The organism is Nonomuraea sp. JJY05, assembly GCF_043496855.1.
Lineage (GTDB): Bacteria > Actinomycetota > Actinomycetes > Streptosporangiales > Streptosporangiaceae > Nonomuraea.
In genome coordinates, this window is the sequence record NZ_JBIEIS010000013.1 from 120,152 (window position 1) to 134,420 (window position 14,269).

Annotated in this window: 10 protein-coding genes; 5 read left to right on the forward strand and 5 right to left on the reverse strand. The window is 71.2% G+C overall.

All coding sequences use genetic code 11. The features are described from left to right. The first annotated feature begins 107 nt into the window (after positions 1–107). On the forward strand, positions 108–947 hold the full coding sequence (locus ACFKCF_RS22125; RefSeq protein ID WP_394496215.1) for an arginase family protein: 840 nt from the start codon (positions 108–110) through the stop codon (positions 945–947). On the opposite strand, the gene ACFKCF_RS22130 is transcribed toward ACFKCF_RS22125, so the two are convergent. Then, positions 920–1,573 (reverse strand): NlpC/P60 family protein, encoded by a 654-nt coding sequence (locus ACFKCF_RS22130; protein WP_394496216.1) that lies wholly within the window; start codon positions 1,571–1,573, stop codon positions 920–922. The two genes, ACFKCF_RS22125 and ACFKCF_RS22130, sit on opposite strands and share 28 nt — an antisense overlap. Before the next feature lie 390 nt (positions 1,574–1,963). Next, the gene (gene rsmA, locus ACFKCF_RS22135) at positions 1,964–2,824 is read right to left on the reverse strand and encodes a 16S rRNA (adenine(1518)-N(6)/adenine(1519)-N(6))-dimethyltransferase RsmA (protein ID WP_394496218.1); all 861 of its coding nucleotides are present in this window, start codon (positions 2,822–2,824) and stop codon (positions 1,964–1,966) included. A 46-nt stretch (positions 2,825–2,870) separates the two neighbouring features. On the opposite strand from rsmA, the gene ACFKCF_RS22140 reads away from it, so the two are divergent. Further along, positions 2,871–4,838: a protein kinase gene (locus ACFKCF_RS22140; RefSeq protein ID WP_394496220.1), complete on the forward strand. Its 1,968-nt coding sequence runs from the start codon at positions 2,871–2,873 to the stop codon at positions 4,836–4,838. Then, positions 4,838–6,025 carry a hypothetical protein gene (locus ACFKCF_RS22145; protein WP_394496222.1) on the forward strand — a complete coding sequence of 396 codons (1,188 nt, stop codon included), beginning with the start codon at positions 4,838–4,840 and terminating at the stop codon, positions 6,023–6,025. Before ACFKCF_RS22140 ends, ACFKCF_RS22145 begins: the two co-directional genes overlap by 1 nt. Positions 6,026–6,029: 4 nt before the next feature. Here the strand turns inward: ACFKCF_RS22145 and ACFKCF_RS22150 are convergent, their stop codons facing one another. Together ACFKCF_RS22150 and ACFKCF_RS22155 are read right to left on the reverse strand one after the other, a co-directional pair. Next, positions 6,030–6,947 carry a ubiquitin-like domain-containing protein gene (locus tag ACFKCF_RS22150; RefSeq protein WP_394496224.1) on the reverse strand — a complete coding sequence of 306 codons (918 nt, stop codon included), beginning with the start codon at positions 6,945–6,947 and terminating at the stop codon, positions 6,030–6,032. 109 nt (positions 6,948–7,056) lie between these two features. Continuing rightward, on the reverse strand, positions 7,057–7,932 hold the full coding sequence (locus ACFKCF_RS22155) for a TatD family hydrolase (protein ID WP_394496225.1): 876 nt from the start codon (positions 7,930–7,932) through the stop codon (positions 7,057–7,059). Here ACFKCF_RS22155 and ACFKCF_RS22160 point away from each other — a divergent pair. After that, on the forward strand, positions 7,931–11,230 hold the full coding sequence (locus ACFKCF_RS22160) for a BTAD domain-containing putative transcriptional regulator (protein WP_394496226.1): 3,300 nt from the start codon (positions 7,931–7,933) through the stop codon (positions 11,228–11,230). The genes ACFKCF_RS22155 and ACFKCF_RS22160 overlap by 2 nt on opposite strands. Positions 11,231–11,298: 68 nt before the next feature. Next, positions 11,299–12,534, forward strand: coding sequence for an FAD-dependent monooxygenase (locus ACFKCF_RS22165; RefSeq protein WP_394496228.1), 1,236 nt, complete (start codon positions 11,299–11,301; stop codon positions 12,532–12,534). Here ACFKCF_RS22165 and metG read toward each other — a convergent pair. After that, entirely contained in the window at positions 12,479–14,260 is a 1,782-nt protein-coding gene (gene metG / locus ACFKCF_RS22170; RefSeq protein ID WP_394496230.1) for a methionine--tRNA ligase, read from the reverse strand. The genes ACFKCF_RS22165 and metG overlap by 56 nt on opposite strands. Positions 14,261–14,269 lie beyond the last annotated feature (9 nt).

Here is a 14,269-nt window from a genome sequence, read left to right on the forward strand (position 1 = left end):
TGGGCTGGCTTTCGTCCTTCCGCGTAGCGTTGGTCTGCGGGGGATCGGTCTGACCAGCCGGTTCCCGAGGAAATGATCAATGAGGCATACGTGATTTGGAGGCCGCGGTGGCGGGAGTGACGGTGGTTGAGGTTGGGCAGTGGCGGGGGTCGGGGGCTTTTACGGCAGAGCGGCTGCGGGAAGGGGCGCGGTTGCTGGCCGGGATGGTGGGGGCGGATCAGCGCTTGCGGGTGGAGGTCGATGACGATCTTCGCTCGACGGCTGGGAAGGTTCGGGCGGCGGTCGGGCAGGTTCAAGGTGGGCTCCTGGTCACCGTGGGCGGGGATTGCGGAGTTGAGCTCGAGCCGGTTGCGGCGGCTCGGGAGCGGTACGGGGATCGGCTCGTTGTGGTCTGGTTCGATGCCCACGGGGATCTGAACACGCCTGAGTCGTCGCCTTCCGGGGCCTATCACGGAATGGTGCTGCGGGCGCTCACCGGGGAAGGGCCCGAGGGGCTCGTGGCTCGGGAGCCGGTGGCACCTGGGCGGATCGTGCTTGTGGGGGTACGGGACCTCGATTCGGGTGAGGCCGCCTTTGTCGAGGACCATGGGGTTCGGCATCTTCCGGTGGTGGACGGGGCGGGGCTTGTCGCGGCGATCGAGGGCTGTGGTGCCGGCGCGTTCGGGGATGACGGCTCTGAGGGGCGCGGGCCTGTGGTCTACGTTCATGTCGATTTCGATGTGCTCGATCCTCTGGTCTTCCGGAGTGTGGGGTGTCCTACGCCCGGTGGGCTGCAGCCTGATCAGTTGCTCTCGCTCGTCGCCGCCGTTGCCGAGCGGTTCGAGGTGGCGGGGTTGGGGCTCATGGAGTACGAGCCGTCCAGGCAGGAAGATCAGGAGTTGCTCACCGGGTTGGTCGAAGAGCTGGTGAAGGTCTGCGCTCAGCCTGGGCGTACGACGCCGCGATAGGTGGAGCGGAAGTATGGCGAGGCCAGGAAGTTCGTCTTTCTGACCACGTCGCCGGTCCTGGGGGCGTGGATCATGAGGCCGTCCTGGAGGAACAGGGCCACGTGGGTCGGGTCGCCCGTGCCGCCGCCGAAGAAGAGCAGGTCGCCTGTGCGTCGCGCGCGGAACGGGATCCTGCGGCCCTGGCGGAACTGGGTGCCGGTGTAGTGGGTGAGGGTGATGCCGGCCTTCGACCAGGCGTAGAGGGTCAGGCCGCTGCAGTCGAAGCCCCTCGTGCCGGCGCCCCTTCCGATGCCGATGGTGGGGCCCTTCGCCGAGCCGCCGCCCCAGGAGAAGGAGACTCCCAGTTGGTTCAGGGCGGCCGAGGCGGCGATCTGGCCTCTGGTCAGGCCCTTGGTCCTGCCGCCTGTGGTGCGCAGGAGTGCTTCGAGTTTGGTCGTGGGATCCGTGATCTTTCCCGCTGAAGTGCGTTGAAGGGGCTCGACTTCGGTCGTGAGGGCCGGGGTTCTGCGTTGGGGCGGGGTCGCCGCGGCTTGGGCGGAGGTTGGGAGGGCGGCCAGGACTGCGATGAGACCGCTGAAGAGGCCGCCGCCGAGGGCGAGCCTGAGGAAGGTGGAGAGGGTGATCACGGTGGCCTCCTGACCGGGTGGTGAGTGGGTGTGGAGGCCAGGATCATTCGGTGGCGGGAGGTGGGGGTGGGCCGAGCGTGATTCTGTGGAGAACGGGAGGCGGGGTGGGTGCGGCTGTGGAAAACGGGAGGCGGATGGGTGCGGCTGTGGAAAACAGGAGGCGGGATGGGTGCGGCTGTAGAAAAGGACATCGAGCTGGCGTCGTGACCCACCGGCCGGAAGGGTGAAATGGGGCGTTGACTACGGGGCGGCGCAGGGTACCGGCCGGGAGGGTGGGTTGAGGTACCGGCCGGGAGGGTGGGTTGAGGTACCGGCCGGGAGGGTGGGTTGAGGTACCGGCCGGGAGGGTGGGTTGAGGTACCGGCGGGGAGGGTGGGTTGGGGTGGTGGGTTAGGGTTTGTGTTCGGCTATGCGGGTGAAGGCCGTGATGTCTAGTTGCTCCCCGCGGACCGACGGGTCCACGTCGGCCGCTCTCAGGGCCTGTTCCGCCTGGGCCGCGCTGCCGGCCCATCCCGCCAGGGCCGCGCGCAGGGTCTTTCTGCGCTGGGCGAAGGCGGCGTCCACCACCGCGAACACCTCCTCGCGCGACGCGCTCGTCGTGGGCGGCTCGCGGCGCGACAAGGAGACGAGGCCGGAATCGACGTTGGGGACGGGCCAGAAGACGGTACGGCCGACCGGGCCGGCGCGGCGTACGTCCGCGTACCAGGCGGCCTTGACCGACGGCACCCCGTACACCTTCGAGCCGGGGCCGGCGGCGAGGCGGTCGGCGACCTCCGATTGGACCATGACCAGGCCCTTGCGCAGGGACGGCAGGACCTCGAGAAGGTGGAGCACCACCGGGACCGCCACGTTGTAGGGGAGGTTGGCGACGAGGGCGGTGGGGGCAAAACCGGACAGATCGTCCGGTGTGATCTTCATGGCGTCGGCGTTCACGACCGTGAGCTTGTCGAGCCCGCCGCGGTCTGCCACCGTGATGGGGAGTTGTCCCGCCAGCACCGGGTCGATCTCGACCGCCACCACGTGCGCAGCGGAGGGCAGGAGGGCGAGGGTGAGCGAGCCGAGGCCCGGCCCCACCTCGATGACCACGTCGTTCTCCGAAAGATCGGCCACGCGGACGATGCGCCGGACGGTCCCTGCGTCGATCACGAAGTTCTGGCCTAGCTTTTTTGTCGGACGAAGATCTAGCTTGTCCGCCAAAATACGTATTTCTGCAGGGCCCAACAGCCTCATCATCCAACCAGTCTCTCGCATCGAAGAACCATCGATGGCGCTTGGGGAGACCAAAGGAGAGGATGGCGTGGAACAGGAAGGGACGTCCCTCATGGAGCCAACGGGCGCCGCGCCGCTCCGCCCGACGGACTTGCGGGAAATCGGACCGTACCGGCTGCTCGGCCGGCTCGGCGAGGGCGGTATGGGGACCGTGTTCCTCGCGCGGGCGCCGACGGGTCGATTCGTCGCGCTCAAGGTCGTCAAGGCGGAGTTCGCCAACCAGGAGGGGTTCGCGGCCAGGTTCCATGCGGAGGTCGAGAACGCTCGCCGGGTGGCCTCGTTCTGCACCGCCCAGGTGCTGGACAACGGCAACACGGGGGACGGACGTCCGTACATGGTGACCGAGTACATCGCGGGCACCCCACTCTCGGACCAGATCGCGAAATACGGGGCTCTGGAACCGGGGCCGCTGCACGGCGTCGCGCTGGGGGTCGCGGCGGCGCTGGCGGCGATCCACGTGGCCGGGCTTGTGCACAGAGACCTGAAACCGGCGAACGTGATCCTGTCGTTGTCGGGGCCCAGAGTGATCGACTTCGGCATCGCCAGGGCGCTCGACCGGGAGACCGGGTTCACGCTCTCCGGCGAACTGCTGGGCAGCCCTGGCTGGTGGGCCCCGGAGCAGGTGCGCGGCGAAGTGGTCAGCCCGGCGGCCGACATCTTCGCCTGGGGCTGCCTGGTGGCGTACGCGGGCAACGGGCGGCACCCGTTCGGCCGCGGCGACCCCATCACGCTGGCCACGCGCGTGCTGAACGCCCCGCCCGAACTGGGCGTGCTGCCCGCGCCGCTCAACGAGTTAGTACGGCGGGCCACCTCCATGGACCCCGCCGTGCGCCCGTCGGCGCAGGATCTCCTGATCGCCCTCGTGGGAGGCAGTACGCCGGCGCGCCCCGCCGATCCGCCCACCCTGGTCGCGACCGAGATGCTCAACGAATGGCAGCCGCCGCAGAATGTCGTGGATGAGCCGGACATCACGGCTACATTTACGACGCCCCCGCCGAGCGATGCCACCGGTAGGAGCACAAGTATCTCCAGTGCCCCGAATGTCTCTGGGGCCCCCAACGTCTCCCATGCTCCCGGCGTCTCGGGCGCTCCGAGCGTCTCGAATGCTCCCCCGGTCTCAGGGGCTGGTGGTGTCTCAGGGGCTGCCGGCGGGCCGGGGGTTGCCCCCAGTGTGCCGGGATCGTTCGGGAGCTCGAGCGCGCCCCCTCAGCCGTCCGTCGAGGAGCTGGCGCGCAGGGAGGAGGAGGCCGCCAAGGAGGAGTTCGCGCGCTGGGAGGCGCAGGCGCGGCAGCGGGAGCAGGCTCAGGCCGAAGCCCTGGCCAGGAGGAAGGAGGAGCAGGCCGAGCAGGAGCGGTCTCGCTCGCGCGGGCCGGACGTCCTGGCGCAGCTGCCTCAAGGCGGCCTGCCCGGCACCGACACCCGGCCGCCCGGGACCCTGGCGGGCAACGACGAGCCCGACACCCTCGGCGGCACCAGGACGAAGGGCACCCGGTGGCTCATCGCCGCCGCGGCTGCCGTGCTGGCCATCGTCGTGACGGTGGCCGTACTGATCGTCACTTCTGCCCGCAACCCGGTCACCACCGCCACCCCCGGCACCCCGTCCCAGACGACCGGCACCACCGGCCCGAACGACGTGGGCCGCCGCTTCGCGCTGGGCGCCAACTTCGACGACCCCGTCGCGATCGTCGCGTCGGCGCCGGAGTGCGGGCTGAAGGAGTACGAGGGCAAGACCGCGACCCAGGGCCAGCTCTGCGTGATCCGCTGGACGATGCTCAACCCCGGCGGCGAGCGCAGGCAGCTGGTCCAGCCCGTCGTCACCATGGTCGACGACCGGGGCGGCGAGCACGACCCGGCCGACCTCACCCTGCCCCCGGCCATCCTGCCGGGCGCGCGGGTGGACGGCGCGTTCGTGTTCGACCTGGCCATGTACCGCAAACCCGTGAAGATGACGGCGACCATGCTCGAGAACGGCAAGCAGATCGAGGTCGCGCTGTGATGATCCGATCCGCGCTCATCGCGCTCATGCTCGCGACGGGGACACCGCTCATGCACGCCGGCGCGGCGGCCTGCGCCGGAGCCGCCGACTTCGACGGCGACGGCGTGGACGACGTCGCCGTGGGCGACCCGTTCGCGGACGACCAGAAGGGCTCGGTGAGCGTGCTGTCGGGCGAGAAGGTCGTCCCCGTCACCGTCCCGGACCTGGCCAGGGGCGACGCCTTCGGCTGGTCCGTTCGACTGGCCAAGGTCGACGCCGACGCCTGCGCCGACCTGGTGATCGGCGCGCCGTACGCGGATGTGGACGGCACCGAGGACGCCGGCGCCGCGTACGTCGTCTACGGCGGCGGCGCCACGCCTCCCCAGCGGCTGACCGCGGCCCAGCCCCAGCGGTTCGCTCACTTCGGCTGGTCGCTGGCCGCGCGCGGCGACCTGCTGGCGATCAGCGCGCCGTACGAGGACGAGGGCCGGCTCCCGGACGTGGGAGCGATCTACGTACGCCAGGGCTCCGGCCAGCTGCGCAGGATCAGCCAGGAGTCCGACGACGTACGGGGCAACAGCGAGGTCGGCGACCAGTTCGGCTGGTCGATGGCGTTCGGGCCGAAGAACGAGCTGGTCGTCGGCGTCCCCTACGAGAACGACGACGGCGCCGGCCGCCAGGTGGAGACCGGCAAGATCGACTCGGGGTCGGTGGTCTTCATCGACGACGTGCTGGCACCCAAGATCACGTCGTTCAAGCTGGACTCCCCGACCGACGCCTCCGGTGACAGGTACGGCTACTCGGTGGTGTACGGCGAGGGCTCCGGGTACGCGGTGAGCTCCCCCGGGCCCGGGTACGTCCAGCTGATCGACCCCGGCAGGAAACCGACGCGGAGGGTGACGCAGGGGGGCAAGCAGGCGTTCGGGTTCTCGATGGCGGCGTCGGCGGACGGCAGGCTGGCCATCGGCGCCCCGTACGGTGGCGGGGTCCGGGTCGTCTCCTGGAAGAACGCGGCCGAGGACCGGCAGCTGGGGACCACCGACGGCCTGTTCGGATGGTCGGTGGCCTTCAGCGGCAACAAGCTGTACGTGGGACAGCCGGACGCGCGGCCGTACGGGAAGGTCGCGGTGGCCGGGCGGAACGCCGAGACGCTCCAGCCGATCCAGCCGCCCAAGGGCGCGGACTTCGGGGTGTCCGTATCGGGCTGAACCCCTACCGGGCCGGGTCGAAGAGGCGGTCGGCGCAGTTCGGCCACTGGCTCTGCCAGCGGCTGCCCATCTGCTGGTAGAGGACCTGCGCCCGGTACGTCTGCTCCTCCGCCGGCCACGTGCTGGGGATCCCCATCCCGCCGGCGGCCTGCCACACGGGCAGGCTGAACTGGTACATCCCGTAGTACGGCCCGTCCGGATTGTAGGCCTGGGGATCGCCCTGGGCCGCGCAGGCAGCCAGGGCCGGCCAGTTGAGCCGCAGGACCTCCGGGCGGATCGGTATGGTGTGCGATGGTGTGACCGTGATGACCGTCCCGTCCTTGGGGAAGCTGCCGAGCGGCGGGCTCACCACGTAGCCGCGGCGCAGCGGGACGCGCTTCTGCCTGAGCACCTCGCGTACCGTCCTGGCGGTGGTGCGCGAGGCGATCCGGCTCGTGCCCGCGACCACGTACACCCTGCGCCTGGTGTAGACGGTGAGCTCCATCCCCGACAGTGGCACCGCGTCGTCCGGCGGCGCGGAGAGCTTGCCGGCCGCCGGGGTGAGGTCGAGCTCGGCGAGGGCGTCGCCGACGTTCGTGGCGGTGACCAGGTGCCGGCTGGTGCGGCCGTCCAGGGTCAGGGTGATCGGGCGGGCGTGGCGTACCTCGATGGTGGATCCGTCGGTGACGTCCTCGTGCGCGGGAGGACGTACGAGGTCGCCGTACCCCACCGAGACCCCGGCCTCGGCGAGCACGTCGTGCACGGTCCCCGCGAACGCGCGGACCTGCGACTGCCTGCCATCGACGATCACGATGACCTCTTTGACCAGGGACGACACCGCCACGAGCGCCCCCAGCGCCACCATGCCCGCCAGGCACACGACCGGCGTCCACGGTGAACGCCACGGGATCGGGGGACGAGGCGCGCGCCTCTTACCTCGCACGAAGCACCTCCGGTAGCGGCCAGGGGCCGCCCGATTCCGCTAGCGGTCAGGACCGCCCGAACGCTAGCGTCGCGCCCGCTCCCGCAGCCGGAGGTTCAGCAAAAGATGGTCACCACTCGCCGAAGACCATGACTCCGTTGGCACTGATCGCCTCGCACAACTGATCCGGATGGACCCCTTTGACCTCCGCCAGACAGCGCAATGTGAGGGGGATGAGGTAGGGCGCGTTGGGCTTGCCGCGGTGCGGGACCGGCGGCAGGTAGGGGGCGTCGGTCTCGATCAGCATGAGCTCCTGAGGGGCGGTCTGGGCGGCCTCACGGAGGTAGGCGGCGTTCTTGTACGTCACCGGGCCAGAAAAAGACATGAAATATCCGGCTTCGACACACTTTTTCGCCATTTCGGCGTCGCCCGAGAAGCTGTGGAAGACGACCTTGTCCGGCGCGCCCTCCTCGGCCAGCACCTTCAGCACGTCGTCATGCGCGTCGCGGTCGTGGATGACCAGCGCCTTGCCGGTGCGCTTGGCGATCTCGATGTGCGCGCGGAAGCTCGCGTGCTGGTCCTCCTTGCTCGCCCAGTCACGGAAGTAGTCGAGCCCGGTCTCCCCCACCGCCCGGACCTCCGGCCGCCGCGCGAGGCTCTCGATCTCGGCCAGGACCTCCGCCGTGGCCTCGTGGGCCTCGTTCGGGTGGATGGCCACCCCGGCGTACACGCCCTCCTGCCCGGCCGCCACCTCCGCGTTCCACCTGGAGGACCTCAGGTCGTAGCCGATCGTGACCAGCCGCGTCACGCCGACCGCCCTGGAGTCCTCCAGGATGCTCCGGACGCTGGCTTCCGACGCCTGCGCCGCCTGTGCCACCGGATCCCCGGATGACGCCTGCCTGTTGCCGACCATGATGTCGAGATGGCAGTGACTGTCGAACACAGGGGCGGAAAGCGGCTCGGGAGCGGCGGGAAGCTTGGTCACGAGTTCTAAAGTAGCGTCCATGCGGTTCGGCATCCTCGGCAGCACCATGGCCTGGCGCGCGGACGGGGGCGAGGTGCCGCTCGGCGGTCCCGCGCGGCGGGCGCTGCTGGCGTTGCTGCTGCTCCGCCCCGGGGAGGTGGTCACCCGGGATCGGCTCGTCGACGTCCTCTACGGGGACCGGGCCCGCGGTGACGCGGTGCACGCGCTGCACTCTCAGGTGTCCCGGCTGCGGCGGGACGGGATCGCGATCGAGCTGACCGAGCTCGGTTACCGGCTGCTCGCGGCGCCCGACGACATCGACGCCCACCGTTTCCTGCGGCTCGCCGAGGCGGGCCGGGACGCCTTCGAGGGCGGCGGGGACCCCGTCCGGGCCGCCGGGCTGCTGCGTGAGGCTCTGGCGCTGTGGCGGGGGCCGGCGGTCGCGGACCTGGACCCCGAGCACGGGGCCTTCCTGGAGGAGCGGCGGCTGGCCGTGCTCGAGGACCGGATCGAGGCAGACCTGCGGCGCGGCGCCCACCGGGAGGTCGCGGCGGAGCTGGGCGAGCTGATCGAACGGCACCCGCTGCGGGAACGGCTGCGCGGCCAGCTCATGCGTGCCCTCCAGGCGGACGGGCGGCCCGCCGAGGCGCTGGTGGTGTTCGAGGAGACCCGGCGGCTGCTGGCGGACGAGCTGGGTACGGATCCGTCGTCCGAGCTGGCCGACCTGCACGGCCGCCTGCTGCGCGGAGAGGCCGTTGTGCCGGTGCGGCGCGCGTTGCCCGCCAGGCTGACGAGCTTCGTCGGACGGGACGCCGACGTGGCGGCGGTGTCCGCGCTGCTCGGCTCCGCACGCCTGGTGACCCTCCTGGGGCCGGGCGGCGCGGGCAAGACCCGGCTGGCGGTCGAGGTCGCCCGGTCGATCGGCGAGCCGCCCGAAGGCGACGACCGCGAGCCGACCGAGGTGGTGCTGGTCGAACTGGCCCCAGTGGGTGCCGTCGCGGCGGGTGCCGGCGCGTCAGGGGCGGATGCCGCGGGCGCGGGGACGGGCACGACGGACGCGGGGACGGGCGCGGCGGGCGCGCCGGGCGCGCCGGGCGCGGGGACGGGCACGACGGACGCGGGGACGGGCGCGGCGGGGGTCGGGGTGGATCTCGCGCAGGTCGTGCTCGGCGCGCTCGGCGTGCGGGAGAGCGGCCTGCTGGGCGGTCGTGCCATCGGCCCGGGAGGCCGGTTCTCGCCGGTGGACCGGCTGGTCGGCGCGCTGGCCGGACGGCCGATGCTGCTGGTCCTCGACAACTGCGAGCACGTCGTCCACGAAGCCGCCGAGCTCGCCGAACGCCTGCTCTCCGCCTGCCCCGCCCTCCGCGTCCTCGCCACCACCCGGGAGCCGCTGGCGATCACGGCCGAGCACCTCTGGCCGGTGCACCCGCTCGCCCCCGCCGACGCCGTCCGGCTCTTCACCGACCGGGCCGCCGCGGCGTGCCCGGGGTTCACCCCGGACGAGTCGGTCGAGCGGATCTGCGCGGCACTCGACGGGCTCCCGCTGGCCATCGAGCTCGCCGCCGCCCGCATGCGTACGCACGAGGCCCACGAGCTGGCCGTACGGCTGGCGGACCAGGATCGCTTCAGCCTGCTGTCGCGCGGCAGCCGTACGGCCGACCCCCGGCACCAGACCCTGCGCGCGGTCGTCGCCTGGAGCTGGGAACTGCTCACCGACCGGGAGAAGACCATGGCCAGGCGCCTGACCGCCTTCTCCGGCGGAGCCACGGCCACGGCCGCCGCCGAGGTGTGCGGGCTGGCGGACGCCGAGGACCTGCTGGACTCCCTGGCCGGCAAGTCGCTCCTCCAGACGGGCGGCGGCCGTTATCGCATGCTGGAGACCATCCGCGCGTTCTGCGCCGAGCAACTGGCCGACGAGGCGCACACCGTGCGGAGGGCCCACGCCGCGTACTTCCTCGACCTGGCCGAACGCTCTGACCCGCACCTGCGCGGCGCCGACCAGCTCCGCCACCTCGACCTGCTCGCCGCCGAGCACGACAACCTGCAGGCGGCGCTGCGCTGGGCGGCGGCGTCCGGGGAGGTGGCGCTCGGCATGCGGCTGCTGGCGGCCCAGTCGTCGTACCTGTGGATGCGCGGCATGCGCGCCGCCGCGACCGCCCCGGCGGTGGCGCTGCTGGAGGCGGCGGGTCCGGCGCCGGATCCAGAGCTGGGCGAGGCGTACGTGCTCTGCCTGCTGTCCGCGCTGGCCGGGAGCACCGGCAGGGATGCCTGGGAGAGCCACAAGAGCTGGGCCGAGACGATGGTCGCCGACGGTTCCGGGGCGCGGCGGTACCCGCTCGTCACGTTCCTGTGGCCGATGATCACGGCGGGTTCGATCGATCCGACGGTGGCGCTCACGGTGCTACGGCGGGCCGCGCTGGACGGGGACCCATGGGAGCAGGCGATAGCCCGGTTCATCTGGGCCTATCCGCAGATGAGCGCCGGGGAGTTCGCTTCGGCCGAGGCCGATCTGACGGCGGCGCTCGACCAGTTCAGGGTGCTCGGCGACCGCTGGGGCATGGCGCTGGCCCTGGACGGGCTCTCGTGGCTGGCGGGCATCTGCGGCGACGCCGCCACGGCGGTGGCGCGCGTGGAGGAGGCGATCGCGCTGGCCGAGCAGCTCGGGGCCGAGGAGGATCTGCCCGACCTGCTGTGCAACCGGGGCGATCACCGCATCGGCACCGATCCGGCCGGGGCGCGGGCGGACTACGAGCGGGCCGCCGAGCTGGCGGGGCGGGTGGGCCTGCCGACGTACCTGGCCTCCGCGCTGCGCGGGCTCGGTGACGTGGCCGTCTCGGAAGGCGATCTGGCACGGGCGCGGGAGCTGTACGAGCGGGCGCTGCGGCAGTCGGACCCCGTATGGGTCAAATCGGCGGGGAACCTGGCCCGGCTCCACGTCGGCCTGGGCCGGGTGGCCGAGGCCGACGGGGATCGGAAGGCGGCCAGAGCGTCCTACGAGCGGGCGGTGGCGGGCGCGGTCGAATCGGGCGCGCTGCCCGAGACCGCCCGGGCGTTCGAGGCGCTGGCCGGGCTGGCGTTCGATGACGGCGCCGCCGAGCCGGCGGCCACGCTGCTGGGAGCCGCCGTCGTCATGCGGGGGATCGAGCTGCCCCAGGAGCCCGAGTTCGCGAGGCGGGTGCGGGCCGCGCTGGGCGAGGCGGCCTACGCGCGGGCGCGGCGGGCGGGAGCCCAGCTCTCGCCCCGGGAGGCGCTGGCGCTCGCCGGGGTGCCCGACGAGGTCATCGACCGCTCACCGCTGAGCGCCATCGCCGTCGTCACCGATCAACCGACCCCGTGGTGAGGGCGCGGTGAGGGCGCGGTGAGGGCGCGGTGAGGGCGCGGTGAGGCCGGGCCGGCAGGGTCTGGGGCATGGACATTTTGATCTCCGGTGCGAGCGTCGCCGGGCCCGCGCTGGCTCTCTGGCTCACCCGGTACGGCCATCGCGCCACCATCGTCGAACGCGCCCCCGCCCTGCGTGAGGGCGGCCACTCCGTGGACTTCCGCGGTGAGGCGCACCTGACCGTCCTGCGCAAGATGGGCATCCTGGACGCCGTCGAACGCGAGCAGACCCACATGGGCGCCATGTGGAACGTCAACGAGGCCGGGAAGAAGATCGTGGCCATGCCCGCCGACCTGTTCGCGGGCGACATCGAGATCCTCCGCGGCGACCTGGCCCGCATCCTGCACGCCGCCACCGAGTCCAGCACCGAGTACGTCTTCGGCGACTCCATCACGGCCCTCGACCAGGACGCGGACGGAGTGACGGTCTCCTTCGAGCGGGGCCGGGCCAGGCGCTTCGACCTCGTGGTGGGCGCGGACGGCCTGCACTCCAACGTGCGCTCCCTGGCCTTCGGCCCCGAGCGGGACTACCTGTCGTACCTGGGCCTCTACGCGGCGGTGTTCCCGGTCGACAACTACCTGGGGCTCGACCACACCGGCCACACCTACAACCCGCCGGGCAAGATGGTCGCGATCTACAGCGCCAGGGGGAACAGCGAGGCCAGGGCGGTGTTCTGGTTCGGCTCGCCGCCGCTCGACTACGACCGGCACGACGTCGGCCGCCAGCGGGAGCTCCTGGCGCGGGCGTACGAGGGCGTCGGCTGGGAGGTCCCGGAGCTGATGCGCAGGATGCGGCAGACCGACGACTTCTACTTCGACTCGATCAGCCAGATCCGCCTGGACTCCTGGTCACGCGGCCGGGTGGTGCTGCTCGGCGACGCCGCCTGCTGCGCCTCCCCGCTGTCCGGCATGGGCACCGGGCTGGCGATGGTGAGCGCGTACGTGCTGGCGGGCGAACTGGCGGGGGCCGGCGGCGACCACCGCGCCGCCTTCGCCCGCTACGAGCAGGAGGTGCGTGCCTATGCCGAGGGGTGCCAGCGGTCGGCCGTGGGCGTCAGCAGGTTCATGGTGCCGGAGAACAGGTTCATGGCCTGGTTCATGAACCAGAACTACCGGCTCCTGCCGTACCTGCCGTGGAAGGGGCTGATGGCGAAGTCGGTCAGGAAGACCGCGAGCGCCATCAGCCTCAAGGACTATGGAGCCTACGAGATCACTCGCCCAGCCGGGCCAGCTCCTCGTCCACGACCTTCGGGTCGAGCTTCTTGAACAGCGGCACGGGCGGCGCGAGCGGCGTGCCCGGCTTGATCGGCCGGTGCTCCCAGCGGGCCGCCCCGTCGTACTCGCCGGTGATCACCGGGTACGGAGTGCCGCCGTCCTCGTCGACCTCGCGGATCTCCGGCATGCCCGACCACACGCCCTCGCCGCCGAGCATGGCGAACACCTTGTTGGACGAGCCGGGCAGGAACGGCGTGAGCATCGTCTTGGCGTCGTCGACGACCTGGAGCGCGACGTGCAGGATCGACTTCTGCCGCTCCGGGTCCTCCTTGAGCTTCCACGGCTCCTGCTCGGCCAGATATTTGTTGGCCTCGCGGACCACGTCGAACGCCTCGTTGATCGCGTTCTTGAAGCGCGACCTGCTCAGCTCCGCGCCCACCGGCGCGAACGCCTTGCGCGAGCGCTCCAGCAGTGCCCGGTCGGCGTCGGTGAGGTCGCCCGCCTCGGGCACCGCCCCGAAGTTCTTCGCCGCCATCGAGATCGACCGGTTGACCAGGTTTCCCCAGGCCGCGACCAGCTCGCCGTTGTTGCGGTTGACGAACTCCTGCCAGGTGAAATCGGTGTCCTGATTTTCCGGTCCGGCCACCGCGATGTAGTAGCGCAGGGCGTCGGCGTCGTAACGCGCCAGGAAATCTCTTACGTAAATTACTACTTGCCTGGAGGAGGAGAACTTCTTGCCCTCCATGGTCAGGAACTCGCTGGAGACCACCTCGGACGGCACCTCGAGCCCGCCGAGCGAGCCCGGCGTGCCGGCGCGCTCGCCCTGCCCGCTGTAGCCGAACAGCATCGCCGGCCAGATCTCGGCGTGGAAGACGATGTTGTCCTTGCCCATGAAGTAGTAGCCGCGGGCGTCGGGGTTTTGCCACCACTCGCGCCACGCGTCGGGGTCGCCCGAGCGCCTGGCCCACTCGATGGAGGCCGACAGGTAGCCGATCACCGCGTCGAACCACACGTAGAGCCGCTTGTTGGGCTGGTCGCGCCAGCCGTCGAGCGGGATCGGCACGCCCCAGTCGAGGTCGCGGCTGATCGCGCGCGGCTGCAGGTCGCCGAGCAGGTTGAGCGCGAACTTCAGCACGTTGGGCCGCCACTCGCCCTGCTTGGACTGCAGGTAGGAGCCGAGCACGCCGGCGAAGGCGGGCAGGTCGAGCATGAAGTGCTCGGTCTCGACGAACACGGGCGTCTCGCCGTTGATGCGGCTCTTGGGGTTGATCAGCTGGATCGGGTCGAGCTGGTTGCCGCAGTTGTCGCACTGGTCGCCGCGCGCGCCGTCGTAGCCGCAGATGGGGCAGGTGCCCTCGATGTAGCGGTCGGGCAGCGTGCGGCCGGTCGAGGGGGAGATCGCCCCCATCGTGGTCTTGGGGAAGATATAGCCGTTGTCGTAGAGGCCCTTGAAGATCTCTTGTGTGACGGCGTAGTGGTTTTTCGTCGTGGTCCTGGTGAACAGGTCGTAGGAGAGCCCGAGGCCGGTGAGGTCCTCGGCGATGACGCGGTTGTAGCGGTCGGCCAGCTCCCTGGCGCTCACGCCCTCCTTGTCGGCCTGCACCTGGATGGGCGTGCCGTGCTCGTCGGTGCCTGACACCATCAGCACCTTGTTGCCCGCCATCCGCTGGTAGCGGCTGAAGACGTCGGACGGCACGCCGAACCCGGAGACGTGCCCGATGTGGCGGGGGCCGTTTGCGTAAGGCCACGCGACGGCGGTCAAGATGTGCTGGGACATAGTCCTTAG